We start from the raw sequence: 27,000 nt of genomic DNA on the forward strand, positions 1-27,000 counted from the left end.
AGCTATTGCCAGGATGGCTGCCCTCTGCAACGTGGCGTCGCTAAGGGCAGATTTCGGTGCGGGATTGTAAGGCAGGGAAGCGCGAGATTAATTGATCTAAATCAATCGGCAGATATCGGCTTCCCAGCGATAGCCCATGCCGTACACTGCGCGGATAAACGGCTGGCTGGCATCCAGCGATTCCAGCTTGCGGCGCAGATTTTTAATATGGCTGTCGATGGTGCGGTCGGTCACCACGCGATAGTCGTCATACAGCTGGTTCAGCAGCTGTTCGCGGGAAAACACCTTGCCCGGCTCGTGGGCGAGGGTTTTCAGCAGGCGAAACTCGGCGGGGGTCAGATCCAGCGGTTTCTCATCCCAGCTGGCCTGGAAGCGGTTTTCATCCATGCACAGCAGCGAAGTTTGTACCGCCTCTTCTTTTGGGCGAAGGCAGCGCTTGAGGATGGTTTTCACCCGTGCCACCACTTCACGCGGGCTGAACGGCTTGCAGATATAGTCGTCCGCGCCAATTTCCAGCCCCAGCAGGCGATCGATCTCTTCGGTTTTGGCGGTGACCATAATGACCGGCAGCTCGGAGAAGCGGCGCAGTTCGCGGCATACCGACAGGCCATCCAGTCCCGGCAGCATCAGGTCCAGCAGCATTAAATCGGGCTGATTCTGCTTTGCCCATTCCAGTGCTTCATCGCCGCGCAGCAGATGGTGCGTGCGATAATTAGCCGCCTGCAGATAATCCACCAGCAGCTGGCCAAGCTTGGGTTCATCTTCCACGATTAAAATCAGCGGTGCCGGTTTTTCCTGCTCCATATCACTTCCTCAGTACGGATCAATCAATGCGGTTTATTGGGTAAGTTTACCGTAATTTTCAGGCCTCCGGCGGAAGAGTGCTGCGCGTTCAGCGTACCGTCGTGGGCCGCAACAATATTCTGGCAGATCGCCAGGCCCAGCCCGGAGCCGCCGCTGGCGCGGTTGCGTGAACCTTCAGTGCGGTAAAATCGTTCAAAAATCTGCTGCAGCTGGTCGTCATTCACCCCCGGCGTGCTGTCTTCAAAGCGCAGCTGATTACCGTCGGGGCCAGATTCCAGGTAAATATTCAGGCTGCCGCCTGCGTCGGTATAGCGCAGGCTGTTTTCCATCAGATTGGTCAACAGCTGCCCCAGCCGGTCCGGGTCGCCGAACTGCGGCGCGGCCTCCGGCAGCGACAGGTTGAGCAGCAGGCCCTGTTGCTCATAGCGATGGCGGAAGTTGGCGGCGACCATTTCCAGCAGTGGCACCAGATCGGTGTCGCGCTTGCGATAGGCCAGCGCGCCCTCGTCGGACAGCGACAGCTGGTGGACATCATCAACCAGCTTGGTCAGCGTAGCGACTTCTCCCTGTAGCGAGATAATCGACTCCGGCGTCAGCTTGCGTATGCCGTCCTGTATCGCTTCCAGCTCGCCGCGCAGGATCGCCAGCGGCGTGCGCAGCTCGTGGGAGATATCGGCCATAAAGGCGCGGCGCATGCGTTCGTTTTTTTCCAGCGTGCTGGCCAGGCGGTTAAAATCCTGCGCCAGGCGGCCAAGCTCGTCGCGGCTGGTGGATTCCACCCGGCTGGTAAAATCACCGGCGGCCAGATGATGCGTGCCCTCAACCAGCCGCTTAACCGGTGCCAGCAGCCCGCGCGACATCAGCCAGGTCACCAGCGCGGCAAGCAGCATGGTCAGGCCGACGATCATCCAGCTGGTACGATTTTGCTGCTGGTCGAAATTAATATCCGCCACGCGGGTCAGCCGTTCGGACGGGGAACCGACCACCCAGCCGACCACTTTATTATCGCTGGTGGTAATCGCCCGGCGCGTCCCTTCCGGTGGAACCGGGCCGCGCGGACCCACCATCACGCGAAAATTCTGATCGATAATCCAGAACTGTGTGCGCCAGCCGTGCGGCGGCAGCTGATTGCTGGACCCCGGGTTTTGATCCAGCGAGCGCAGAATATTGAAGACCAGCCGGTTGTTATTGCGCAGAAAGGTCCAGCTGCCGTGCTGCTCGTACTGATCGGCCAGCGCATTGCTGAGCATGGTGATACGCTGCTCGTTGCCGCGCTTTATGTAATCGATGAAGCCGTGCTCAAAGCTCAGACGCACGCCCCAGTGCATGGTGATCAGCACCAGCATACAGGTTGATAAGATAGCGGCGAACAGCTTAGCGGTGATGCCGATGCGCAAGCGGGCAAAGATCATTGTTTTCTCCTGCGGGCCAGTATCGTATTGGGGGCAATTTCAGCCGGTACGCGCCAGAACACCAGCGCGGGCAGGGCAATCACCAACGCCATACAAAGGTAAGTCCAGATAAATGCCTGATGCACCAGCGGGCTGTCCGCCGCCGCCTGATGGCCGAAGGTGCCCAGCAGCAGCCCGGCAACGGTCACGCCGATACTCATCGACAGCTGCTGCACCATCGACAGCAGGCTGTTGCCGCTGCTCGCGAGGTCGTCCGGCAGCTCTTTCAGCGTCAGGGTATTCATCGCCGAAAAGCGAATGGCGTTAACCATGCCCTGCAAAAACAGCACCAGCGGCAGCAGCAGATCCCAGCCCAGCAGCGCCACCGCCGGGAACAGCAGCGTTACCAGCGCCAGTGCGAGGGTGGAGCCCACCAGTACGTGGCGATAGCCAAAACGGTTGACGATCTGCACCACGATGCGCTTCATGCCCATATTGCCCAGCACCATCGGGATCATCATCAGTCCGGCGTGCAGCGGGCTGTATCCCATGCCGATCTGCAGGAAAAGCGGCGTCATAAACGGCAGCATACCGCTGCCGATACGGGCGGTCAGGCTGCCGAGCAGGCCAATGGAGAACACGCGGTTATCAAACAGTTTGAGGCTGAACAGGGCGAGGTCGTTGTGGCGGGCGTGCAGCAGATAAAACAGCATCGCAAACACCCCGGCAAGGATAAACAGGCACAGCAGCAGCGGGGAAATCCCCAGACCGCGCTGGCCGTCCAGCGCCAGCGTCAGGGTCGCCATGCCCAGCGCCAGCAGCAGGTAGCCGGTGAAGTCGAAGCGGCGGGTAATCAGAGTGAAGTTGGGCAGCAGCCGCAGGGTGGCGACGGCACCGACGATGCCCACCGGAATGTTGATCAGGAAAATCCAGTGCCAGCTGGCGTATTCCACCAGCACGCCGCCCAGCGTCGGCCCCATCAGCGGGCCAATCTGTCCGGGGATGGTGACGAAGGTCATCGCCGCCATATACTGATCGCGCGGCACCAGCTTCATCACCGTCAGGCGACCGACCGGCACCATCATCGCCCCGCCGATGCCCTGTACCACTCGCGCCATAATCAGCTGATCCAGCGTGGTGGATAGGGCACAGCACAGCGAACCGATGCTGAACAGGATAATCGCGCTGAAGAACACGTTGCGCACGCCGAACCGGTCCGCCAGCCAGCCGCTGACCGGCAGCATAATCGCCACCGTCAGCACGTAGGAGACGATCACCGAATGCATATGCAGCGGGCTTTCATGCAGGCTGGCGGCCATTGACGGTAGCGCGGTGTTGACGATGGTAGTGTCCAGCGTCTGCATAAAGAACCCGAAGGCAACGATCCACAGCTGCCAGCGAACGGAGGAGGGCGGCGAGGCGATCACATCAGGCTTCCTCAACCACAGGCTGCGGGCGCGGCTTACGGCGCAGTTTATCCATATACAGATAAACCACTGGCGTGGTGTACAGCGTTAACAGCTGGCTCATCACCAGGCCACCAACGATGGTGATCCCCAGCGGCTGGCGCAGTTCGGCACCGTCACCGCTGGTCAGCACCAGCGGCAGCGCGCCGAGCAGGGCAGCCAGGGTGGTCATCATAATCGGCCGGAAGCGCAGCAGGCTGGCCTGCTCAATTGCTTCACGCGCCGTCAGCCCGCCTTTGCGCTGCGCTTCAATGGCGAAGTCCACCATCATAATGGCGTTCTTCTTCACGATGCCGATCAGCAGCATAATGCCGATCAGCGCGATCAGACTGAACGGCGCGCCGAACAGTTCCAGCGCCAGCAGCGCACCGACGCCCGCAGAGGGCAGGGTGGAGAGAATGGTCAGCGGATGCACGTAGCTCTCGTACAGAATGCCCAGCACGATATAAACGGTGGCGATTGCCGCAATAATCAGCCATAGCTGGCTGCTCTGAGATTTCTCAAACTCTGCCGCCGTTCCGGCAAAGCTGCCGCGCACGCTGGACGGCACGCCCAGCGCGGTCACGCTGCGATCGATCGCCGCCGAGGCCTGCGACAGCGACACGCCTTCTGGCAGGTTAAAGGAAATGGTCGAGGAAGCCGACAGTCCCTCGTGGTTCACCGACAGCGGCGAGTTCGCCGGTTTCCAGCTGGCAAAGTAGGAAAGTGGGATCGGTTTCCCTTCGCTGTTAATCACGTACATCTGGTTCAGCGCGCTGATATCCTGGGTGTAGCGCGGATCGACCTCCATCACCACTTTGTACTGGTTCAGCGGCTGGTAAATGGTGGAGATTTGGCGCTGGCCGAAGGCGTTATTCAGCAGGTTATTGACGTCGGACACGTCAATGCCAAGGCTGGACATAGCCGCGCGGTCATAGGTCAGCGCCATCTCTGCGCCTTTGTCTTCCTGGTCCGAGTTGACGTCGGCCAGCTCCGGCAGGGCGGCAAAGGCGCGGCGGATTTTCGGCTCCCACTCGCGCAGATCGTCCAGGCTGTCCGACAGCAGGGAATACTGATATCCGGCGTTGGACTGGCGCCCGCCAAGGCGCAGATCCTGTACCGCCATCAGGAACAGGTTGGCACCCGGCTCCTTCGCCAGCTTGGTGCGCAGTCGGGCAATCACCTGTTGAGCGTTTTCGGTGCGTTCTGAAAGCGGTTTAAGGGAGATGAACATCGAACCACTGTTGGTACGGAAACCGCCGGTAAAGCCGACTACACTGTCCACCGCCGGGTCGTCATGTACGATGCGCATAAAGTCCTGCAGCTTGTCGCGGATCGACTGGAAGGAGATACTCTGATCGGCCTGAATAAAGCCCATCAGCCGCCCGGTATCCTGCTCCGGCATAAACGTTTTCGGAATGGACACGTAGAGGTACATGGTCAGGCCGATCGTGGCGAAGAATACCAGCAGCGTCCAGCGCGCGTGGTTAAGTACTATTCTCAGCGTGCGGCCATAGCCCTGCTGCACGGCCATCAGCACCTTGCCGAAGCCGCGAATGCGCTGCTGCTGATGTTTGCGCTGCGGCTTCAGCAGCAGTCCGCACATCATCGGCGTCAGGGTAATCGAAATCAGTAACGAAATGCCGATCGCCACCGACAGCGTCACGGCGAACTCGGTAAACAGCCGGCCAATCAGCCCGCCGAGCATCAGCAGCGGCAGGAATACCGCCACCAGCGAAATGCTCATCGACACCACGGTAAAGCCGACTTCGCGCACGCCCTGGAGCGCCGCCTGCACCGGTTTCATCCCGGCTTCCACATGGCGGGAAATATTCTCCAGTACCACAATCGCATCATCGACCACAAAGCCGGTGGCTACCGTCAGCGCCATCAGCGACAGGTTGTTGAGGCTGAAACCGCACAGATACATGGCAGCAAAGGTGCCCACCAGCGAAACCGGCACCGCCACCGCCGGGATCAGTGTCGCGCGCCCGGAGCGCAGGAAGGCAAACACCACCAGAATGACCAGACCGACGGAAATAGCCAGCGACTGCTCAACCTCATGCAGTGAGGCGCGGATGGTCGGCGAGCGGTCCTGCGCTACATTCAGCTCAATGGACGCCGGGATAATCTTGCGCAACTCCGGTACTTCGGCACGGATGCGGTCAACGGTATCAATGATATTGGCTTCCTGCGACTTACGGATCATCAGCAGGATCGCCGGTTTGGCATTGGCCATCCCGGCATTGCGCACATCCTCAACCGAATCGGTCACGTTGGCGACGTCGCTCAGCCGCACCGCCGCGCCGTTGCTGTAGTGAACGATCAGCGGCTGATATTCCGCGGCGGTTTTCAGCTCGTCGTTGGTTTTTAGCTGCCAGCGCCGGTGATTATCCTCCACCGCGCCCTGCGGCTTACGCACGTTGGCGTTGGCAATCGTTTCCCGCACCGCATCCAGCGACACCCCCTGGTTAAACAGCGCCTGTGGATTCAGCTCAACGCGCACCGCGGGCAGCGAGCTGCCGCCGACCGACACATCCCCTACGCCCTCAATCTGCGCCAGCTTCTGCGCCAGCTGGGTGGAGGCGTAATCGTAAAGCTGGCCCTGCGAATAGGTATCCGAAGTCAGGGTCATGATCAGGATCGGCGCGTCGGACGGGTTGGCCTTGCGGTAGGTTGGCCGCGACGGCATACCGCTTGGCAGCAGGCTTTGTGCGGCGTTAATGGCACCCTGCACGTCGCGGGCGGCACCGTTAATATCGCGGTCGTAGTCAAACACCAGAATAATGCGCGTGGAGCCCAGCGAACTGCTGGAGGACATCTCGGTCACCCCGGCAATACGCCCCAGCGCCCGTTCCAGCGGCGTCGCCACCGACGAGGCCATGGTTTCCGGTGAGGCACCCGGCAGCGAGGCGCTGATCATGATCACCGGGAAATCCACCTGCGGCAGCGGGGCTACCGGCAGCAGCCGGAAGCCCAGAATACCGGCCAGCAGGATCGCCACGGTCATCAGGATAGTGGCGACCGGACGATGGATAAACAGGGCAAAAAATTTCACTCTGCCTCCCGGCGCGCGAAGCGCTGGCGAGTGGCGTGGGCCAGGCGGTCAAACAGCAGGTAGATCACCGGGGTGGTGAACAAGGTCAGTACCTGGCTGACGATCAGCCCGCCGACCATCGCCGTACCCAGCGGACGGCGCAGCTCGGCGCCAACGCCGGTGCTCAGCATCAGCGGCAGCGCACCGAGCAGGGCGGCGAGGGTGGTCATCAGGATCGGACGGAAGCGCAGCAGGCAGGCCTGATAAATCGCATCGTACGGCGACATGCCCTGTTCGCGCTCGGCGGCTAACGCAAAGTCGATCATCATGATGGCGTTTTTCTTCACGATACCAATCAGCAGGATGATGCCGATAATGGCGATCACGTCCAGCTCGCTGCCGCTAATCAACAGCGCCAGCAACGCGCCGACGCCCGCGGTGGGCAGCGTTGAGAGAATGGTAATCGGGTGAATAAAGCTCTCATAAAGAATGCCCAGCACGATGTACATCGCCACGATCGCTGCCACGATCAGCCAGACGGTGCTGGAAAGCGCCGCCTGGAAGGCGAGGGTGCTGCCCTGGAACTGGGTCATGATTTCCGCAGGCATTGCCATCGACTTCTCGGCCTGAGTGACGGCATTCACCGCCTGCTCCAGCGAGTAGCCGTCGCTGACATTAAACGAGAAGGTCGCCGACGGGAACTGGTCAAGGTGATTGATACTCAGCGCGCCGTGGCGCTGTTCAACGCTGGCAATCGCGCTCAGCGGCACGCTGCCGCCGTCGGTGCTTTTCAGCCGCACGCTTTGCAGCGCGGCCAGGCCCGGCGTGGCGGTGGTGTCGTGCTCCAACACCACGCGGTACTGATTTGCCTGGGTGTAGATGGTGGAGATCAGGCGCTGGCCGAAGGCGTTATACAGTGCGTTATCCACGTCGGCCATGGTAATGCCCAGACGGCTGGCGGTATCGCGATCGACGCGGATATAGGCTTCCAGCCCCTGATCCTGCCAGTCGTTGCTGACGTCCTTCAGTTCCGGCATGGTGTTCAGTTTTGCCAGCAGCTTCGGCACCCACAGGCTGAGTGAGTCAAGCGATCCGGCCTGTAGGGTGAACTGATACTGCGTGCGGCTGACCTGAGTATCAATGGTGAGATCCTGCACCGGTTGCAGCCAAAGGCTGATGCCGGGGATCTGCGAAACCTGCTGTTGCAGGCGGGCCATCACCACCGGAATGCGGTTGTCGCGCTCATCCAGCGGCTTGAGGTTGATTTGCAGCCTGCCGCTGTTCAGCGCCGAGTTGGTTCCATCAACGCCCACAAACGAGGTCAGGCTCTGTACCGCCGGATCTTTCATAATCACCGAGGCGACTTCCTGCTGGCGCTGCGCCATGCTGGCGTAGGAAACCGACTGCGAGGCCTGCACGGTGCCGGAGATAATGCCGTTATCCTGTACAGGGAAGAAGCCTTTCGGGATCGCCAGCCACAGCAGCACGGTGATCGCCAGCGTACTCAGCGCCACGCTGAGGGTGATCCACGGATGATTCAGTACCCGGCTCAGCAGGCTGCCATAACGAGCAATGACCTTATCAAACATCGCCTCGCTGGCGCGCGAGAAGCGGTTCTGCTTGCGCAGCGACTCCACGCTCAGCATGCGCGCACACATCATCGGCGTCAGGGTGAGTGAGACAACGGCGGAAATCAGGATCGCCACCGCCAGCGTGACGGCAAATTCGCGGAACAGCCTGCCGACGATGTCGCCCATAAACAGCAGTGGGATCAGTACCGCAATCAGCGAGAAAGTCAGCGAGATAATGGTGAAGCCGATCTCTCCGGCACCTTTCAGCGCGGCGGTTAGCGGTTTTTCGCCTTTCTCGATGTAGCGCGAGATATTCTCGATCACCACAATCGCATCATCCACCACGAAGCCGGTGGCGATGGTTAACGCCATCAGCGTCAGGTTGTTGATCGAAAAGCCGCAGAAATACATCACCGCAAAGGTGCCGACCAGCGACAGCGGCACCGCCACGGCCGGAATAATCGTGGCGGGAACGTTGCGCAGGAACAGATAGATAATCATCACCACCAGCGTAATCGCCAGCAGCAGCTCAAACTGTACGTCATTAACCGACGCGCGGATATTGGTCGTGCGGTCGGTCAGCAGCTTGACGTCCACCGATTTTGGCAGCGAGGCGGTCAGCGCAGGCAGCATCTGGCGGATGTTATCGGCCGTATCAATAATATTGGCACCCGGCTGGCGCTGGACGTTGAGCACGATCGCCTGCTGGCGGTTGGCCCAGGCGCCCAGCCAGCTGTTTTCCGCACCCTGTTCAACGGTGGCCACATCGCCCAGCCGCACCGGCGCGCCGTTAAGGTAAGTGACAATCAGCTGGCGATAGCCTTCGGCGGTTTTGATCTGGTCGTTGGCCGACAGCGTGATGGCGCGTTCCGGGCCGTCAAGGCTACCCTTCGCCGAGTTGACGTTGGCGTTGCTGATGGCGGTGCGCACCGTTTCGGTGGTGATACCGAGGGATGCCAGCGCCTGCGCGTTCAGCTTCACTCTGACCGCCGGGCGCTGCCCGCCGGAAAGCGTCACCAGCCCGACGCCGGACACCTGTGAAATTTTCTGCGCCACGCGGGTTTCCACCATATCCTCGACCTGGGTCATCGGCATGCTGGTGGTGGTGACGGCGAGGGTCATAATCGGCGGATCTGCCGGGTTAACCTTACTGTAAACCGGTGGGTTAGGCAGATCGTTGGGCAGCAGGTTTGTCGCGGCATTGATCGCGGCCTGAACCTCCTGCTCGGCCACATCCAACGGCAGCGTTAGCTGGAACTGAAGCGTCACCACAGAGGCACCGCCCGCGCTTTGCGAGGACATCTGCTTCAGGCCGGACATCTGACCAAACTGGCGCTCCAGCGGAGCGGTGACGGCGGAGGTCATCACGTCCGGGCTGGCGCCAGGGTAGAGCGTCACCACCTGAATAGTGGGGTAGTCCACTTCGGGCAGTGCCGATACGGGCAGCGAACGATAACCGATAATTCCGGCCAGCAGGATCGCAATCATCAGCAGTGTGGTGGCGACCGGGCGCAGAATAAACTGGCGTGATGGTCCACCGCCGGTTGTGGAAGGCATTCCCTGCATCAGTCGCTGGCTCCCTTGGCTGGCTGCGCGCTTTTACCAGAGGTCAGTGGTGTGGACTGCGGGGCGACGATTTCGACTTTTGCACCTCCGGTCAGGCGATCGATACCGTCGGTGACGACTTTTTCGCCCGCCTGCAGGCCGCTGTTAATCACCACGGTTTCACTGTCCTGGATACCCACGGTGACGGATTTTTTGCTGACTTTATTATCGGCATTAACCACCCAGACAAAGTGGCCTTCATTGCCCATTTGCAGCGCCGCAGCCGGGATCACGATGGCATCCTGTAGCGTCGCGACCTTCAGGCGGGCATTCACAAACTGATTAGGGAACAGCCGGTCGTCCTCGTTGCTAAAGCGAGCTTTCAGTTTGACGGTGCCGGTGGTGGTGTCGATTTGGTTATCCATGCTGAGCAGCGCGCCCTGCGTCAGCAGGGTTTTATTGCTGCGGTCCCAGGCCTCAACCGGCACGGTACCCTGTTTTTGCGCGGCAAGGATCGCGCTGATATCGTTCTCCGGCAGGCTGAACACCAGATCGATCGGGTGCGTCTGGGTGATCACCACGATCCCGTTGGTGTCGCCGCTGGTGATGTAGTTGCCGATATCAACCTGTTTCAGGCCCACGCGGCCATCAATCGGTGACGTGATACGGCTATAGGTAAGGTTAAGTTTGGCGCTGGCAACGCTGCCCTCATCGGCTTTAATGGTGCCCAGCGTTTCGCTGACCAGTGATTTTTGGGTGTCGAGATCCTGCTGCGAAACCAGGCTGGTTTTAGCCAGCTTTTCATAGCGCGCCAGGTCGCGGCGGGCGTTCGCCAGCGTCGCCTGATCTTTCGCCAGCTGGCCCTCTGCCTGCATCAGCGCGACCTGCCACGGGCGGGGATCGATTTCAGCCAGCAGCTGTCCGGCTTTCACCTGCTGCCCTTCGGTAAAGTGCAGCGCCATCAAATCGCCGTCAACGCGACTGCGCAGGGTCACGGTGTTGGCTGCGGTGACGGTGCCAAGGCCGGAGAGATACTGCGGCACGCTTTTGCTTTGCGCGACGGCCGCCTGCACCGGGCTTAATTCTGCGCCCATACCGCCAGGACCGCCCGGCCCGCGTCCACCACGGCCACGAGGATGCGCGGATTTTTCTGCAGCGGCAGGTTTTGCTCCCGGAGCATCAGCCTGGCTGTGCCACCAGTACAGGCCACCGCCAACCAGTGCGGCAAGAATAACAACCAGTGGAATAACGGGGAAACGGCGCTGTGCTTTCATTAACTCTCATGCTCTCCGGTAGCGGGGAAATGTCCAGATGGGACCAAAAGGCGTCCACTTTTCATATTAGCTAATTATAACTTACGAAAAATGAAGGAAATAAGGATAACTGTATAGTTCTGCATTGTCTTCTGTTCACATTCTGCAAATTATTAGACAGAAAATGTCGAAGCCACAGATAGTTAGTCTGCTAAGATTGATGCCGTGCAACCCATCTACCAGGAGATTGAAATGAGTACTTCAGAACATCGCCAGCTTGGTCGTTCCGGCATTCAGGTTCCGCTACTGACCTTTGGGGGTAACGTTTTTGGCTGGACGGCCGATCAATCAACGTCCTTTTCCCTGCTGGATGCGCTGGTAGAGAAAGGCCTGAATTTTATTGATACCGCTGATGTCTATTCCCGCTGGGTTCCCGGCAACCAGGGTGGCGAATCAGAAACCATCATCGGTAACTGGCTGAAGCAGAGCGGCAAGCGCGACAAAATCATTCTGGCCACCAAGGTGGGGATGGATTTGGGCAACGGTAAAACCGGTCTGGCACCAAAATACATTCGCCAGGCGGTGGAGGCCTCCCTCAAACGTTTGCAAACCGACTATATCGATCTGTATCAGGCGCACCGCGATGATGAAGATACGCCATTACAGGATACGCTGGTTACCTTTGATGCTTTGATTAAAGAGGGTAAGGTCCGCGCTATCGGTGCGTCAAATTACTCTGCCGACCGTTTGAGCGAAGCGCTGAAAATCAGTGTGGATGCCGGACTGGCGCGCTATGAAACGCTGCAGCCGGAATATAACCTGTACGATCGCGAAGGCTATGAAAGTGGGCTGGAAGCGGTAGTGGAGAAGCATGGGTTGGGCGTGATTAACTATTATTCGCTCGCCAGCGGTTTCCTCAGCGGTAAATACCGCAAGCCGGAAGATGCGGCGAAGAGTGCGCGCGGGCAGGGCGTGGTGGAGAAGTATCTGAACGATCGCGGGCTGAAGATTGTTCATGCGCTGGTGGAGTTGGCCGAAGCGCATCACGCGTCGCCAACGCAGGTGGCACTGGCCTGGCAGATTGCCCGCCCGAGCATTACCGCGCCGATTGTCAGTGCGACGTCGCTGGCGCAGGTGGATGAGCTGGTGAAGGCGACTCAGCTGAAGCTGAGTGATGCAGATAAGCGTTTGCTTTCTGAGGTCAGTAGTTACTGAGTTGCGAGTAAGCCGGTTGCAGGATGACCGTAAAAGGGACGAGTGCTGTTTGCCGGTTCGGTAGTTAGCGCTGGCTGGTTGCCTGATTGTAAATTCCGGAGTTGGCGCTGGCGGGTTGTGCCCCCGAGAGGGCGGGTCCTCGCACCGCGTTGCGGTCCCCTCACTTCGCTCGTCAGCCTCCCGGACCGCCACAGACGGGCCGTCCTGGCCCGGCTGTGACTTTTGGCCGCGTCCATGCGGCCAAATCCTGGCTTCCTCTCTGCGTTCAGCGCTGCGGATTGCCCTCTCGGGGGCACAACCCGCCTGCTCTCAAACTCTTGTGTTGCCTGAAAATAATTGGTTAAGCGGTGTTGGAGCATTTATGCAGAACTGGTGTTCTTTCATTTACGGTTAGCAGGTCGATTTTTGCCCAATGAGTTGCCCCATGCAGCATCAAGTTTATCTGCAAACCTGGTTATTCTTTGAAATCTAAAAGCGATGAAAAAATTAAAGAGGACAGCCTCTGCTGCTGCGTAAGGGCATCCGCAGCGCTGAGGTGGAGCCATTGAACCAGGAGACGACAACAGGGATGTTGGCGTCAGGCCGGGTTTGAACAGGGATGTTCAATCCTGGCCGAACCGTCGGCGAAATGGCGTAACCGAGGGTACCGCAACGCGGCGCGAGGACCCGCCCTGGAGCAGCAGCAGAGGCTGTACCCCAGGCACCCATTTTACTGCGCCCCGCACGGCAACGCGTTGATGCAACTCGCGGCTTTGAGGTATCATCACTGCCCTGTATATGTTCCCACCGCCGTGAGGCAAACCGTATGAACAAGAAAAAGATCTTTATCGTCTACCTGCCGGTCAGCCTGGTGTTCTTTATGATCCTGCCGGGAGCTATTCTACGCGATATGCCGCCAGAGCGCTTTGCCTCGTTCAGCCATATCACCAGCCTTGGTGGCGTGCTTAACCCAATCGCCTCCGTGCTGCTCTTCCTGGCGATCGTCTCGGTGATCCTGGCAATAATTGCCGTTCCGCTGATTGGCCGCTGTGCCCGTGCGATAATTAATCGACGTAAAGCATAAGTCGCGATTTCTTCTGTGAGATGCCGGGTCACTATCACCCGGCCTGAAGAGACAGCAGCCGGGTGAAGAAACTGAGGCAGTTCTTAGCGGAACATCACCTGCGCCCAACGCGCCAGCCCCGCCGTGACCGAGCCAAAATCATCGCCGCTGGTCAGCGGAATATCCGGCAACTGCCGCTGCAACGCCTGGCGCAGAACCGGTGACTTGGCACTGCCGCCGGTCAGATAAATCACATCGGGCTTCGTGCCGCTGGTTTCAAGCGCCAGCGCCACCTGCTCCTGAATGCGCTCAAGGGGCTGACTGATCGCCGCCTGTAGCGCCGCCACGCTGATATCCGTTGCCAGCCCGTCGTCAATGAAATCCAGACCCGCCAGCGACTGCGGTCGGTCGGAAAGGGCAATTTTGCTCTCTTCCGCCGCGCGCACCAGACGATAGCTCAGGCGCTGACGCCACACTTTCAGCAGGCGCTTCACCTTCTCCGGCTCGCGCGCGTCGCGGATCAGATCCTGCAGCAGCTTGTTGCTGGCCGCGGCATAGAAATCACTTTGTGCCGGAACGTCGTTAATCGCCACCGCATTCCACCACGGCAGGGCAGGCATACCCATTCCCTTCACGGTTTCACCGCCCAGGCCCAGCAGCGGCATCAGCTCCTTAAAGGCCAGCATAATATCCAGATCGTTACCGCCCACGCGGCAGCCGCTGTGGCCCAGCAGGCTGTCGCTACGATCGGATTTATCATGCCACTGCGGCCCCATCAGCAGCATCGAGCAGTCGGTGGTTCCGCCGCCGATATCCACGACCAGTACCCGGCTTTCCTTGCTCAGCGTGGCTTCAAAGTCCAGACCAGCTGCCACCGGTTCAAACTGGAAAATCACATCGCGGAAACCGGCGCGGCTGGCTGCACGGGCCAGAATGCCTTCCGCCTGCTGGTTGGCGTCTTCGCCGCCCAGACCCTGGAAGTTGACCGGGCGGCCAATCACCGCCTGGGTCACGCTGTCGTTCAGTGAGCTTTCTGCCGACTGACGAATATGCAGCATCATCGCGCAGACCAGGTCCTCAAACAGCGCGACCTGCCGGGGCTTCAGGCCGCTGGCACCGAGGAAGGATTTCGGGGATTTTACAAACCACACCTCTTCCGGATCGTCCATATACTGCGCCAGCGAGGCCAGCCCAAATTTCACGCTGGCCGGTGTGACTTCAATATCTTCTTCGCGGTTGAAGGCGACGGCGCAGCGCAGCAGCGCCTGGCTTTCCGCCTGTGGCGTGGGTACCTGATGATGACGAAACAGCCATTCACTCACGGCTTCACGAGTTGGCGCACACAGCATTGAGGGTAAATAAGGTGAACCCTGCTCTAAAGGCAGCATTTTGGGCTGGCCGTGGTCCATGATGGCGACCGAGCAGTTGGCCGTACCGTAGTCGAAACCGATAAACATCGTTCTCTCCGCTGAGTGGGGAAAAAAAAGGGGGCGACTTTAGCCTGGCCGTGTCGGCAGAGCAAGGGGGAATAGTGGTTTTATTAACGGAGGAAGGGGGAGATGCCCGCTGCCGGAGGCAGGTCGTTATTCGTTGCTTCGCCATAAACCGCAATCTTGCCCCGACCGCTGTTTTTGGCCTGGTAGCAGGCGATATCGGCCTGTGACATCACTTCAACCGCGTTGCTGCTGCTGTCGAAAACCGTCAGTCCGGCGCTGGCCCCAACAGAGAACTCGTGGCCTTTCCACAGGAAGCGATACTGGCTGATGGTGGCGACCAGGCGGCTGGCGATCTCGCCGGCATCCTCCAGGGAGCATTCCGGTAGCAGCATGCCAAATTCATCACCGCCAAGACGGGCGAGGAAATCGCTACCGCGCAGCTGCCGCATCATGATCGTCGATAGCTCCCGCAGCAGTGCATCTCCGGCGGCATGTCCGGCGCTGTCATTCACCGCCTTAAAGCGATCCAGATCGACGAAGGCCAGCACGTGATGCAGACGCTGATTGTCCTGCGACATCAGCATTGCTTTTAATCGCTGCTCAAAGCTGGCACGGTTCGGCAGGCGGGTCAGTATATCGTGAGAGGCGCTGTAGCGCAGACGCTTAAACATTTCCCGCGACTCGCTAACGTCCTGGATTACCATTACGCTACCAATATTGTCGCCCTCCTGGGTGCTGAGAGGGGACAGGCTGTAGTTGATGGCAAACTGCTCCCCGGCGCGGTTGTGCAGTACCAGGTCCTCATCCGCCGTACCGGGTTTGGCATTTTTCGGCAACGCACAGCTCAGCACGATTTCCTGTTCTGGCCCTTCGCCGCCGTGCGTGATCTGCAATATATCGGTAATAGGCTTGCCAACAGCATGATGTTGCGGCCAGCCGGTCATCTTTTCCGCCACGGGATTCATAAAGATCACCAGCATTTCTTCATCGGTACTGATTACCGCTTCGTCAATGGCATCCAGCGTGATATGCATGCGTTCCCGCTCCTGATCGAGCGCATCGGTTAACTGGCGGAATACCGTAACATCCTGGTTAATTCCTAGCATGCGTGAGGTATGGTCGGTTTCATCCGCCACCATATTGCCCTGGCAGCGGATATAGCGGATGCCTGCGGTCGTTTCGATGCGATACTCAACATCCACCGGCGAGACGGTTCTGACCGCCTCAGCGAGCAGGTCAGTGACTTTTTTGCGATCGGTGGGAAGCAGGCAGTTTATCCAGTTCTGCTGAGTAATCGTTGCGCTTTCCGGCAGATGGTAGAGCTGAAACATGCGCCGATCCCAGGTCATTTCCCCACTGATCAGATTCCACTCCCACACCCCAATGCCGGCAGCTTCATTGGCCAGAGTAATGCGCTCCATCAACTGCTGATTGATCTTCTCGGTTTGCTTAAGTCCGGTTATGTCCTCTATTTGCGATATGAAATAGAGCGGCTGCTGCTCACTATCGCGCACCAGAGAAACCGCCAGCAGTGCCCAGACGGTTTGGCCGTCGCTGCGCAGGTATCGCTTTTCCATACTGTAGCTAGCGATATCTCCCGCCAGCAGAGCATTTATCTGTATTAAATCGGCATTCAGGTCGTCAGGGTGGCTGAGCTGCTGAAAGGTCATTCCTTCAAGTTCGTCCTGGCGATAGCCAAGCAGGCGGCACAGTGACTTGTTCACCTGCAGCCACTGGCCGCCGGGTGCGACCAGCGCCATACCAATAGCCGAATATTCCATCGCGTGTCGAAAGCGGGTTTCGCTCTCCGAGATATGCTTACGCTCCTCGCGGAACGAGTGCATTACCAGGGTCATCAAATGGCTGGGCACCAGCGCCAGCATGAAGGGTAGCCAGGGAACCGAGACCAGCAGCGGCGCACTGATAAAGTCCTGCGGGATCAGGTTCAGCGCCAGCATCAGTGAGATCATCGATACCGTCACAAGATAAACAATAAACGCGGCCAGCCGCGGCAGACGCACGGCGCTGTAAAACAGAATGACAATCACGAAGGCAAACGACCACGGCAGAAAGCGCAAGGCCAGCCAGCTGAGAGCCAGGGTGACCAGTAGGGTGAGTAACGTTTCGATCAGTACCCGATGCTTCATCAGCGAGTCGCGCCGCCACAGCAGTGCTACCGGACCGAGCGCCAGCATACCGATGACCTCTGAAGCAACCCATGTTGAGAAAAACTGCGTCAGTGACGCGGTGGGAATGTTCAGCAGCGCGCTGGCCAGTATTGCTCCCAAAAGGGGGGTAAACAGGCCGACCGCCAGCATCATTCTGGCCCAGCTGTAAAGCGTATTCAGCGGGGTCTGATGATCCAGCAACAGACGTAACATGACGCCCCCCATCAGCGCCTGGGCCAGATTAATCAGTGGAAGTTTCAGATTAGACAGGCCGGGGCCGAGGATAATCGCATTCGCGCAGATCACCCCTACCATGCAGCCGCTTAACAACAGCGGCAGGGTACGCACCGGGTTGCGAAATACCACGATGGTCATCAGCGCAGTAGAAAACCACAGCAGCGAGATTTGACCGCTGATTTTAATCAACTCAAGGCAGTAAAGGGTGGATGCCAGGCTCAGTAAACCCAGCAGCAGGCTGTTCAGCCACTGCGTCCGGCTATGTTGTACATTGGCTAACGTTTCTGAGGCCATCCACACTTATCCAGCACGGCGCCAGTCAGCGGCGCAATCTTTATCTCTAAAGCCATGCTAGCACAAGAAAACCAGGTTGAAGGGGATGGTACAAAAAACCTGCGAGAAATGCCCCAGATTAAGTCGAGTTTATTGCTTGATTTTTAACAGATCCGCACGCGTCCACGGGTGTTCGATGCCGGCAATTTGCGCCGACAGCTTCTGCAGAAACTGCTGGGTGGTGGCGACGCGTCCGTTACTGAAAAGAAGCACGGGTACCAGCAGCGCGATGCACAGCTGCGCAAGAGAAAACCCCCTCGGCCGAACGGTACGCTGGCTGAGCAGAAAGGCGGTGCTAAGCGTAAAGCCCAGAACCAGGCCGGCAATCACTTCGCTCACTGAATGAGCGTTAAGTTCAAGGCGTGATATACCAACGATGATCGGGATCAGATAACCCGCGATAAGCAGCCCGCTCCGCCACGGGGAAGAGAGACGGCCACTTAGCAGCCAGAACATCACGGGCCACAGCGTGGCGGACATGGCACTGTGGCCGCTGAAGCCGGTGAAGTTAAAGTGCACGCTGCCAATACCAAAGCCGAGGAAGGCGATTTTTGACAGGCTGACCACCAGTCCCGCACAGCTGAACGTCAGCAGCCAGAACCAGACGGCGCGTTTGTCGTCGTTTTTCCAGCGCAGCAGGAAGGCGATGATGGCCGCAGTCGGCAGTAACAGCATGCTGTCACCAAAATAGGTCAAAAGATGCATTATGTGATCTGGCACGCTGTTTCCTGGAGGCTTTTTTGCTTGTCGTACTTTAACCGGGCGCCAGCATATTATCTAACGGTATAATCTGAAAAGGCCGGGGATGCTTTTTTCTGGCATCAGATGGGTGAACTCCCTATAATTGCGCGCGCTATGCCCTTCATATTTCAGGAAGCTGGCTATTTATCCTTTCATTTTGTCTCGGAATCAGGTCGTTAATTTATGGCTGACAAGTCGCATCAGTGCGTCATCGTAGGTATCGCAGGCGCTTCAGCCTCGGGGAAAAGTCTTATCGCCAGCACGCTGTATCGCGAAGTGCGCGACCGTGTGGGTGATGACAATATTGGCGTGATCCCGGAGGATGCCTATTACAAAGACCAAAGCCATTTAACGATGGAAGAACGGGTTAAAACTAACTACGACCACCCGAGTGCTATGGATCACACGCTGCTGCTTCAGCATCTGCAAATTCTGAAAGCCGGGCAGTCGATTGAACTGCCGGTTTACAGCTATGTCGAACACACACGTGAGAAAAAAACCATCACGCAGAAGCCGAAGAAGGTCATTATTCTCGAAGGTATCCTGCTGCTGACCGATGCGCGCTTGCGCCAGGAGATGAATTTCTCGATCTTCGTTGATACTCCGCTTGATATCTGTTTGATGCGCCGCATGAAACGTGATGTAAATGAACGTGGTCGTTCGATGGATTCGGTTATGGCTCAATATCAGAAGACGGTTCGCCCGATGTTCCTGCAGTTTATTGAACCATCAAAGCAGTATGCGGATATTATCGTGCCGCGCGGCGGGAAAAACCGTATTGCTATTGATATCCTCAAGGCGAAGATTAATCAGTTCTTTGAGTAACCCTCGCAGGCCCGCGTGGCGGGCAGGCTACGGATGTCGAACGGTGCTCTTTCCCGTTGTTCTCGTAGCCGCTTTTAAGCATTTCTGAATAGGTTGGAGTACCCGTTATGAGATTATGTGACCGCGATATTGAAGCCTGGCTCGATAATGGCAAACTGGGCATTACCCCACGCCCGCCGGTGGAGCGCATCAGTGGAGCTACGGTTGACGTGCGTCTTGGCAACCAGTTCCGCACGTTTCGCGGCCACACGGCTCCGTTTATTGATTTGAGCGGACCAAAGCATGAAGTCAGCGCTGCGCTGGATCGGGTGATGAGCGACGAAATCGTTCTGCCGGAAGGTGAAGCGTTCTTTCTGCATCCGGGCGAGTTGGCGCTGGCAGTGACCTTTGAGTCGGTGACACTGCCTGACGATTTGGTCGGCTGGCTGGACGGGCGCTCCTCCCTCGCGAGACTGGGGTTGATGGTGCATGTGACCGCGCACCGTATCGATCCCGGCTGGCAGGGGCGTATTGTGCTGGAGTTCTACAATTCCGGTAAACTTCCGCTGGCTCTTCGCCCCGGCATGCTGATTGGCGCATTGAGTTTTGAACCGCTATCGGGCCCGGCAGCACGCCCGTACAACAGCCGCCAGGATGCGAAATATAAAGGTCAGCAGGGCGCGGTTGCCAGTCGAATCGATAAAGACTAAAGGTGGCAGAGGCATGAAAAGATTGATAACCACACTGGCCATTCTACTGGTGGTGATGGTGGTCGGAATGACCGCACTCGTTCTGCTGGTCAATCCCAATGATTTTCGCGCCTATATGGCCCAGCAGGTTGAGCAGCGCAGCGGCTATCAGCTTGAGTTGAAAGGCGATTTGCGCTGGCACGTCTGGCCGCAGCTGAGTATTCTTTCCGGGCCGGTCACGCTGACCGCGCAGGGGGCTTCTCAGCCGGTGGTCAGTGCGGAAAACATGCGTCTGGATGTCAATCTTCTGCCTCTTCTCTCCCACCAGCTTTCCGTAAAACAGGTCATGCTTAAGAATGCCGTTGTGCGGTTGATTCCGGAAAGCGAGCACCAGCGGCCTGCCGATGCGCCGATTGGTCCTGCAGGCAGTGCGCCGCCTTCGGTGATTGAAGATGTGACTCGTGGCTGGCGATTCGATATTTCTCATCTGCGGATTGTCGATAGTCTGTTGATCTGGCAGCAGGATAACGGCGAGCAGCTTAACGTCCGTGATTTTAATCTGCGGTTTGATCAGACTCAGCCGCGCTGGGTTAATATTGAGTTCAGCAGCCGGATTAGCCGTGACCAGCGCGATCTGCGCCTTCAGTTCAGCAGCGAACTTGATATCACCCACTATCCCCGCCAGATAAACGCCGCCATTAAACAGCTCGACTACCAGTTGCAGGGGGCCGATCTGCCGCAAACCGGTATTAAAGGTCAGGCGGCCATGACGGCAAGCTGGGATAATGCTAATCAGCGCTTCAGCCTTAGCGACATCCAGCTCAGCGCCAATGACAGCCAGCTGAGCGGGAAAATTACCGGCAGTCTCGGTAACCGGCCGCAGGTTGTGGCGGACCTCAGTTCCCCGTCGCTGAATATAGATACTCTGCTGGGGATTTCAGAATCCTCTAACGGTGACACCGCCCAGCAAAGCCAGCGCGCCGGACGAGCGCCGGTGATCGCAGAATCTGCCCCTGCTAATAATGCGGACTCACCGCTCAATGCGATCGACGGGACCGTTGATTTGCAGATTGCTAAACTGCGCTGGCGCGGTATCGATATGGATACTGTGCAGCTTAAGGCCAATAATCAGCAGGGCTTACTCAATCTGTCTACGCTACAGGGTCAGGCAAGCGGCGGCCGTTTCTCCCTGCCGGGAAGCGTTGACGTTCGCAGCTCGCAGACCCGGGTTGCACTTAAGCCTTCGCTACAGCGCGTTGGCATCGGCCCGTTGTTAAAGGCGTTTAACCTGCCGGATACCATCAGCGGCGAGCTGTCGCTGGACGGTGATTTCAGCGGTAACGGCTTGACCGTGGCTGAATTTAACCACCAGTGGCAGGGCAGTGCGGATCTCAAGCTGGATAACGCCCAGTTTGCCGGGCTTAACTTCCAGCAGCTGATTCAGCGTGCCGTGGAAGGCAACAGTGACAAAGTGCGCGGTGAGCGTAACGATCAGCCGATCCTGCAGCAGATCAGCGGCCACGCCACGCTGAATAACGGCCTGGTAACCTTCCCTGAGCTGAATGCACAATCGACCATCCTGAACTATACCGGCAGCGGCAATGTCGATCTGGCCAAAAGGGAGCTGGATATTAACTTTGGCGTGACGGTGATGCGCGGCTGGCAGGGCGATGATTCGCTGATCAGGCGCCTTCAGCAAACGCCGATACCGCTGCGTATTTACGGCCCCTGGTCAACGATTAATTACAGTCTGAAAGTCGATCAGGTGCTTCGCCAGCAGCTGCGTGATGAAGCGAAACAGCGTTTGAAAGAGTGGATGGGGCGCAACCCGGAAAATGAAAAGCGTAACGATGTGAAAAAGCTGCTGAAGGATATGTAAGCCGGGCCAGCACAACCCGGCTTTGCCGTTCTGCTACTCTTCCGCCTGTGTCAGTACGATCTGCACTTTCTGTACCCGATGGTTTTCTACCTGCAGGGTGCGGATCAGATAATCACCGATTTGCACTTCTTCTCCCTGCTGAGGGACATGTTGTAAATGTTCCATCAGCAGTCCTGCCAGCGTATTGTATTCACGCTTTTCATCCAGCGGCAGCGGCAGATGCATCGTCAGATCGTCCAGCGGCATATGGCCATTAGCGGTCCAGCTACCGTCGGCATTTTGTTGAATATCATAACGTGGGTCCAGCCGTTCACCTTCGTTTGGCAGATTGCCGGCAATAGTTTCCATCACGTCACTCAGCGTAACCACGCCTTCAACCGAACCAAACTCGTCCACCACGAAAGCAAAGTGGGTGCGCGCGTTGCGGAACTGCTCCAGTGCGGGCAGTAGCGGTAGCTGTTCAGGGAACACCAGCGGCTGACGGATTAACGCCCGCAGATCGAGGCTGTTACCGTGTAGCGCCTGTTTCAGCAGTTCAATCACGTGAACCACGCCAAGCGGTTCTTCGCTCTTTTCAGTAATGATCAGACGCGTGTGCTGATTATTGTCCAGACAGGACATAATCTCTTCCGGCGATTCGGCCAGGTCAATATGCTGGATATCATGGCGCGAGGTCATAATGCTGCTGACGCTGCGCTGCCCCATTGCCAGCACCCGCGCAATCATCATCCGCTCCTGCTTATTAAAAATCGCCTTTGGCGCGCTGTTGCTGGCCACCAGAGAGGCGGTTTCCACATCCAGTTCCGCCGGCTCATGGCTGCCGCGCAGCAGGCGTAAAACCGCTTCAGCGGTACGTTTGCGCAGCGGAGCTTTAGCTGAGAGAAAACGACGACGATTGAACTGCGACAGCTGGTTAAGTGCCTCGATCATTACTGAGAATCCGATGGCCGCGTAGAGGTAGCCTTTAGGAATGTGATAGCCAAAACCGTCGGCAACCAGGCTGAAACCAATCATCAGCAGGAAGCTGAGACAGAGAATAATAATCGTCGGGTGGCCGTTCACGAAGCGGGTCAGCGGTTTACTGGCCAGCAGCATCAGCATGATCGAGATAATCACCGCGGCCATCATCACCGCCAGGTGGTCCACCATGCCCACGGCGGTGATTACCGAATCGAGGGAAAATACCGCATCCAGTACCACGATTTGTGCCACCACCGGCCAGAATCGCGCACCGCGTTTTTGTGGATTTTCCTCTTCATCTTTACCTTCCAGCCGCTCATTCAGTTCAACCGTAGCTTTAAACAGCAGGAAAACGCCTCCCGTCAGCATAATGGCATCACGTGCGCTAAAGGCGTGCCCGGCAATCGAGAACAGCGGAGCTGTGAGGGAAGAGAGCCAGGAGATAGAGGCCAGCAGCATCAGCCGCATCAGCAGCGCCAGCAGCAAACCGGTGACGCGAGCACGGTCGCGCAGGGCTGGAGGCAGTTTCTCCGCCAGAATGGCGATAAACACCAGGTTATCAATGCCCAACACTAATTCCAGCACCACCAGGGTGACCAGTCCGGCCCAGATTGACGGGTCGGCGATCCATTCGAACATTGTTTTTACCTGTTAACCAAAAGTTGTTGCGTTAATGATGAGTGTGAATCCCCATGATTTCAACTGCTAACCCCCTGCTGAGATAGTTGCAGATTATTATCATTTATTGACTTATATGGAATGAACTGTTTATTGACTATAAATACTAAAATCATCCCGATTAAGCTGGTTTATTGTCGGTGGCGTAGCATATTATTAAGCCGTACTAACTGCATATTAAAGAGCGACTTCGCCGGTTTCTTGAGTTTTAATTGGTACTGACTGCTGAACAATTTTCAGATTGAGATTATACTTAAGGATCGCACCGATAATGCATAATCAGCTAACGCTTATTACTTCATTTATATGGAAAAATTATGACCAAGCTTAAAGCAGTTATCCCGGTCGCGGGTCTCGGTATGCATATGCTCCCTGCTACAAAAGCGATTCCTAAAGAGATGTTGCCTATCGTTGATAAGCCGATGATTCAATATATCGTCGATGAATGTGTGGCTGCGGGCATTAAGGAAATTGTACTGGTCACCCACGCTTCTAAAAATGCAGTAGAAAACCATTTTGATACCTCCTACGAACTTGAAGCGCTGCTTGAGGCTCGCGTTAAGCGCCAACTGCTCAGCGAAGTTCAGTCAATATGCCCGCCGGGCGTAACCATTATGAACGTTCGTCAGCCGCAGCCTCTGGGCCTCGCGAACTCCCTGCTGTGCGCCCGCCCAATGCTGCACGACGAAGCTTTTGTTGTGCTGCTGCCGGATGTGCTGCTGGATGACGCTTCAGCGGACCCGCTGCGTTACAACCTGGCCGCGATGGTAGCTCGCTTTGAAGAAACCGGACGTAGCCAGGTGCTGGTTAACCGCCTGCCGGACGCCGATCTTTCCGAATACTCGGTGATCACCACGAAAGATCCGCTGACCATTCCTGGCCGCGTTAGTCAGATTGTCGATTATGTTGAAAAACCAGAGCAGCCACAGGCGCTGGACTCTGACCTCTCTGCAGTGGGCCGCTACGTGCTTTCTGCCGATATCTGGTCCGAGCTGGAAAATCTGGAACCGGGCGCGTGGGGACGCTATCAGTTAACCGACGCGATCGCTAACCTGAGCAAAAAGAAACCAGTCGATGCGCACCTGCTGACGGGACAGAGCTTCGACTGTGGCCGCAAGCTGGGTTACATGCAGGCATTTGTCACCTGGGGACTACGTAATAACGACCAGGGGCGTGATTTCCGCAATGCAGTGAAAAAAATTCTGGCAAAATAACAATCTGAGGGTGCTGCGGGTCTGCCCGCTGAGTGAAGGAGTCTGAATGGCTATTTTAGTAACGGGTGGAGCAGGCTATATCGGTTCCCATACTGTACTGTCGCTGCTGGCCCGCGGTGATGATGTGGTGGTGTTGGATAATCTGAGCAACGCCTCGAAAGAATCGGTGAATCGTGTTGAAAAGCTGACGGGGAAAACCGCAACCTTTCGCGAAGGCGATATTCTCGATCGCGCCTGTCTGCGAGATGTTTTCGCCAGCCACAATATCAGCGCGGTGATCCACTTTGCCGGGCTGAAAGCGGTAGGGGAGTCAACGCGTAAGCCGCTGGAGTACTACCAGAATAACGTCACCGGTACGCTGGTGCTGCTGGAAGAGATGCGCAGCGCGGGCGTTAATCAGTTTATCTTCAGCTCCTCGGCCACCGTTTACGGCGCCGATGCGCCGGTTCCCTATGTGGAAACGACGCCGATTGGCGGCACGACCAGTCCTTACGGCACGTCTAAACTGATGGTCGAGCAGATCCTGCGCGACTACGCTAAAGCCAATCCAGAGTTTAAAACCATCGCCCTGCGTTATTTTAATCCGGTCGGTGCGCATGAGTCCGGGCTGATTGGTGAAGATCCTAACGGGATTCCTAACAACCTGCTGCCGTATATTGCACAAGTGGCGATCGGCCGTCTGGAAAAATTGGGCATTTTTGGTGATGACTATCCAACGAAAGATGGTACCGGCGTGCGTGACTATATCCACGTAATGGATCTGGCTGAAGGGCACCTTAAAGCGCTGGACCATCTGCCCGCGATTGCCGGTTATAAGGCCTATAATCTGGGCGCCGGCAAGGGATATTCTGTGCTGGAGATGGTTAAGGCTTTTGAGAAAGCCTCTGGTCGCCCGGTGCCTTATCAGGTATCTCCACGCCGTGATGGCGATCTGGCCGCTTTCTGGGCCGATGCGTCTCTGGCCGACAGCGAGCTCGACTGGCGGGTTTCGCGCGGTATTGATGAAATGATGCGCGATACGTGGAACTGGCAGTCAAATAACCCAAATGGTTATCGTTAATAATCAATTAGTTTTGTAATTAAATCGAAAGCTCCCTTTGTGGGAGCTTTTTTTGCTCTCTTTCAAAACGAAAAGATTTAATTTTTTGTTTATCTTCTGAATTATATGGGAAAATTCCCAATAACGAATTTTTGACGCTAAAAGATGAAAAAAAAGAGCTCACATGCTGCTTAATTGCGCACATAAAGCAATTATCCCTACTCTTCATAAAAATTTTCAAATTAAACTTGTATGCCTCATGCCGAGGCGGGAGAATTAGTGACTCTTTTGATAATCCTTGATGTGATTTTGTTTCCAGGAGTTATCTGAAGAAAAAATTTAGCCAGGCAGGATAGTCTGACTATGCTTGAGTAGGGGAAATCGCGTTTAGTGGGCTGGATTGCAGTGCCAGGGGCGGTAGCGTGGTTTCATTGAGCGAAATGCAAAAAGCTAAGTGAGCATTGGTGCACATATGCAAGAGATTGTTCTCATCTTTCTGGGGGCTTTAGCGCTGTTGTTTATTGCGAGGAAAATAGCTCGTAAAGTGGGGCTGGTGGACAAGCCAAACGCGCGTAAGCTTCATAGCGGGCATATCCCTTTGGTCGGCGGCGTTTCTGTCTACTTTTCCTTATGGATCCTTTATGCGCTGCAGCCAGCGTGGCTGCCTGATTTCGACATTTACATGATTTGCGCTACGCTGCTGCTGCTGGTGGGTGTGCTTGATGACAGGTTCGACCTGCCGGTGATGCCGCGCATGGGTCTGCAGGCTGCGGTAGCGGGCATTATGATGTACAACGGGCTCTATTTATCCTCACTGGGTAATATCCTGTTTGGTTACCAGCTGATTTTGGGAACCTGTGGCTATGTGATTACCCTGTTCGCCGTTATTGCAGCTATTAACGCCTTCAATATGGTCGACGGTATTGACGGATTGTTAGGTGCACTCTCCTGTGTCACCTTTGGCTCGCTTGGGATCGCATTTATCATGGGCGGCAATGATAATATGGCAATGTGGTGCATGTGCCTGATGGCGGCCTGCCTGCCTTATATCCTGCTGAACCTCGGTATTCCGTGGGGCAGAAAATTCAAAGTTTTCATGGGCGATGCGGGCAGTATGCTGATTGGTTTTACGGTGATCTGGCTGCTGATCGTTGCCTCTCAGGGGCAGGATGCGATTATGAGCCCGGTAACCGCGTTATGGCTGATTGCGGTACCGCTCATGGATATGATGCGCGTGATGATTGCGCGTATTCGTCGTGGCAGTAGCCCGTTCCGTCCCGACCGCGAGCATATGCACCATATCCTGATGCGTGCCGGTCTCAGCGGGCGCTGGACGTTAGTGATTATGACTTCAGCGCAGGTATTCAGTGGCATGATCGGCATTATCCTGGAAGGCTGTCGCGTGCCTGATAACTGGCAGCTCGCCCTGTTTGTCGGCAGCTTTATTTCAATGCTGCTGGCGATGAAATCGCTGGAAAAACTAAAAGTGACCTTTGGACGCTTGCTGGCCGTAAAATAG

18 protein-coding genes are annotated in these 27,000 nt (G+C 56.9%); 8 read left to right on the top strand and 10 right to left on the bottom strand.

Annotated elements, in window-relative coordinates; translation table 11 throughout:
• Window positions 1–96: 96 nt before the first annotated feature.
• Genes baeR through AC07U6_RS04415 form a run of 6 tightly spaced genes read right to left on the bottom strand, consistent with a single transcriptional unit; the run spans window position 97 to window position 11,067 of the window.
• Window positions 97–804: an envelope stress response regulator BaeR gene (gene baeR, locus AC07U6_RS04390; RefSeq protein ID WP_494763107.1), complete on the bottom strand. Its 708-nt coding sequence runs from the start codon at window positions 802–804 to the stop codon at window positions 97–99.
• 23 nt (window positions 805–827) lie between these two features.
• Window positions 828–2,213: an envelope stress sensor histidine kinase BaeS gene (gene baeS / locus AC07U6_RS04395; protein WP_494764514.1), complete on the bottom strand. Its 1,386-nt coding sequence runs from the start codon at window positions 2,211–2,213 to the stop codon at window positions 828–830.
• A complete protein-coding gene (mdtD, locus tag AC07U6_RS04400) occupies window positions 2,213–3,619 on the bottom strand; it encodes a multidrug transporter subunit MdtD (RefSeq protein WP_494764513.1) in 1,407 nt (468 codons plus the stop codon). The genes baeS and mdtD overlap by 1 nt, the downstream gene beginning before the upstream one ends.
• 4 nt (window positions 3,620–3,623) lie before the next feature.
• On the bottom strand, window positions 3,624–6,698 hold the full coding sequence (gene mdtC, locus AC07U6_RS04405; RefSeq protein ID WP_494763106.1) for a multidrug efflux RND transporter permease subunit MdtC: 3,075 nt from the start codon (window positions 6,696–6,698) through the stop codon (window positions 3,624–3,626).
• Window positions 6,695–9,814, bottom strand: coding sequence for an MdtB/MuxB family multidrug efflux RND transporter permease subunit (locus AC07U6_RS04410; RefSeq protein ID WP_494763105.1), 3,120 nt, complete (start codon window positions 9,812–9,814; stop codon window positions 6,695–6,697). Before AC07U6_RS04410 ends, mdtC begins: the two co-directional genes overlap by 4 nt.
• On the bottom strand, window positions 9,814–11,067 hold the full coding sequence (locus AC07U6_RS04415) for an MdtA/MuxA family multidrug efflux RND transporter periplasmic adaptor subunit (protein WP_494763104.1): 1,254 nt from the start codon (window positions 11,065–11,067) through the stop codon (window positions 9,814–9,816). Before AC07U6_RS04415 ends, AC07U6_RS04410 begins: the two co-directional genes overlap by 1 nt.
• 231 nt (window positions 11,068–11,298) lie before the next feature.
• Between AC07U6_RS04415 and AC07U6_RS04420 the strand changes: the two genes are divergently transcribed.
• Both AC07U6_RS04420 and AC07U6_RS04425 read left to right on the top strand, forming a co-directional pair.
• Complete coding sequence (locus AC07U6_RS04420; RefSeq protein ID WP_494763103.1) at window positions 11,299–12,261, top strand: aldo/keto reductase; 963 nt, start codon at window positions 11,299–11,301, stop codon at window positions 12,259–12,261.
• Window positions 12,262–13,066: 805 nt separating this feature from the next.
• Window positions 13,067–13,324, top strand: coding sequence for a hypothetical protein (locus tag AC07U6_RS04425; protein ID WP_494763102.1), 258 nt, complete (start codon window positions 13,067–13,069; stop codon window positions 13,322–13,324).
• Window positions 13,325–13,407: 83 nt separating this feature from the next.
• On the opposite strand, the gene yegD is transcribed toward AC07U6_RS04425, so the two are convergent.
• The 3 genes from yegD to AC07U6_RS04440 all read right to left on the bottom strand — a co-directional run bounded on the left by yegD (window position 13,408) and on the right by AC07U6_RS04440 (window position 18,182).
• The gene (gene yegD / locus AC07U6_RS04430; protein WP_494763101.1) at window positions 13,408–14,760 is read right to left on the bottom strand and encodes a molecular chaperone; all 1,353 of its coding nucleotides are present in this window, start codon (window positions 14,758–14,760) and stop codon (window positions 13,408–13,410) included.
• Window positions 14,761–14,843: 83 nt separating this feature from the next.
• Window positions 14,844–17,438, bottom strand: coding sequence for a diguanylate cyclase (locus AC07U6_RS04435; protein WP_494763100.1), 2,595 nt, complete (start codon window positions 17,436–17,438; stop codon window positions 14,844–14,846).
• Between the two features lie 129 nt (window positions 17,439–17,567).
• Window positions 17,568–18,182, bottom strand: a complete 615-nt coding sequence (locus AC07U6_RS04440) for a phosphatase PAP2 family protein (protein WP_494764512.1) — start codon at window positions 18,180–18,182, stop codon at window positions 17,568–17,570.
• Between the two features lie 219 nt (window positions 18,183–18,401).
• Between AC07U6_RS04440 and udk the strand changes: the two genes are divergently transcribed.
• The 3 genes from udk (at window position 18,402) to asmA (ending at window position 21,590) form a co-directional block, all read left to right on the top strand.
• Complete coding sequence (gene udk, locus AC07U6_RS04445; RefSeq protein ID WP_494763099.1) at window positions 18,402–19,043, top strand: uridine kinase; 642 nt, start codon at window positions 18,402–18,404, stop codon at window positions 19,041–19,043.
• A gap of 107 nt (window positions 19,044–19,150) precedes the next feature.
• Window positions 19,151–19,732 (top strand): dCTP deaminase, encoded by a 582-nt coding sequence (gene dcd, locus AC07U6_RS04450; protein ID WP_200545991.1) that lies wholly within the window; start codon window positions 19,151–19,153, stop codon window positions 19,730–19,732.
• 13 nt (window positions 19,733–19,745) lie between these two features.
• Complete coding sequence (asmA, locus tag AC07U6_RS04455; RefSeq protein ID WP_494763098.1) at window positions 19,746–21,590, top strand: outer membrane assembly protein AsmA; 1,845 nt, start codon at window positions 19,746–19,748, stop codon at window positions 21,588–21,590.
• 33 nt (window positions 21,591–21,623) lie between these two features.
• Here the strand turns inward: asmA and AC07U6_RS04460 are convergent, their stop codons facing one another.
• A complete protein-coding gene (locus AC07U6_RS04460; RefSeq protein WP_494763097.1) occupies window positions 21,624–23,189 on the bottom strand; it encodes a TerC family protein in 1,566 nt (521 codons plus the stop codon).
• A gap of 356 nt (window positions 23,190–23,545) precedes the next feature.
• On the opposite strand from AC07U6_RS04460, the gene galF reads away from it, so the two are divergent.
• From galF to wecA, 3 genes are all read left to right on the top strand, one after another.
• Window positions 23,546–24,442, top strand: coding sequence for a UTP--glucose-1-phosphate uridylyltransferase GalF (gene galF / locus AC07U6_RS04465; protein WP_494763096.1), 897 nt, complete (start codon window positions 23,546–23,548; stop codon window positions 24,440–24,442).
• Window positions 24,443–24,488: 46 nt separating this feature from the next.
• Window positions 24,489–25,502, top strand: coding sequence for a UDP-glucose 4-epimerase GalE (galE, locus tag AC07U6_RS04470; protein WP_494763095.1), 1,014 nt, complete (start codon window positions 24,489–24,491; stop codon window positions 25,500–25,502).
• A 451-nt stretch (window positions 25,503–25,953) separates the two neighbouring features.
• Entirely contained in the window at window positions 25,954–27,000 is a 1,047-nt protein-coding gene (gene wecA, locus AC07U6_RS04475; protein WP_494763094.1) for a UDP-N-acetylglucosamine--undecaprenyl-phosphate N-acetylglucosaminephosphotransferase, read from the top strand.

It is taken from the genome of Erwinia sp. GW821-FHT03D09, from assembly GCF_059420805.1.

Bases quoted from the DNA above. Each gene is read 5' to 3' on its own strand.
- dcd (WP_200545991.1), top strand. From the start codon at position 19,151: ATGAGATTATGTGACCGCGATATTGAAGCCTGGCTCGATAATGGCAAA.
- baeR (WP_494763107.1), bottom strand. From the start codon at position 804: ATGGAGCAGGAAAAACCGGCACCGCTGATTTTAATCGTGGAAGATGAA.
- AC07U6_RS04425 (WP_494763102.1), top strand. From the start codon at position 13,067: ATGAACAAGAAAAAGATCTTTATCGTCTACCTGCCGGTCAGCCTGGTG.
- udk (WP_494763099.1), top strand. From the start codon at position 18,402: ATGGCTGACAAGTCGCATCAGTGCGTCATCGTAGGTATCGCAGGCGCT.
- galF (WP_494763096.1), top strand. From the start codon at position 23,546: ATGACCAAGCTTAAAGCAGTTATCCCGGTCGCGGGTCTCGGTATGCAT.
- wecA (WP_494763094.1), top strand. From the start codon at position 25,954: ATGCAAGAGATTGTTCTCATCTTTCTGGGGGCTTTAGCGCTGTTGTTT.
- AC07U6_RS04410 (WP_494763105.1), bottom strand. From the start codon at position 9,814: ATGCAGGGAATGCCTTCCACAACCGGCGGTGGACCATCACGCCAGTTT.
- galE (WP_494763095.1), top strand. From the start codon at position 24,489: ATGGCTATTTTAGTAACGGGTGGAGCAGGCTATATCGGTTCCCATACT.
- asmA (WP_494763098.1), top strand. From the start codon at position 19,746: ATGAAAAGATTGATAACCACACTGGCCATTCTACTGGTGGTGATGGTG.
- AC07U6_RS04435 (WP_494763100.1), bottom strand. From the start codon at position 17,438: ATGGCCTCAGAAACGTTAGCCAATGTACAACATAGCCGGACGCAGTGG.
- AC07U6_RS04440 (WP_494764512.1), bottom strand. From the start codon at position 18,182: ATGCATCTTTTGACCTATTTTGGTGACAGCATGCTGTTACTGCCGACT.
- AC07U6_RS04420 (WP_494763103.1), top strand. From the start codon at position 11,299: ATGAGTACTTCAGAACATCGCCAGCTTGGTCGTTCCGGCATTCAGGTT.
- yegD (WP_494763101.1), bottom strand. From the start codon at position 14,760: ATGTTTATCGGTTTCGACTACGGTACGGCCAACTGCTCGGTCGCCATC.
- AC07U6_RS04460 (WP_494763097.1), bottom strand. From the start codon at position 23,189: ATGTTCGAATGGATCGCCGACCCGTCAATCTGGGCCGGACTGGTCACC.
- AC07U6_RS04415 (WP_494763104.1), bottom strand. From the start codon at position 11,067: ATGAAAGCACAGCGCCGTTTCCCCGTTATTCCACTGGTTGTTATTCTT.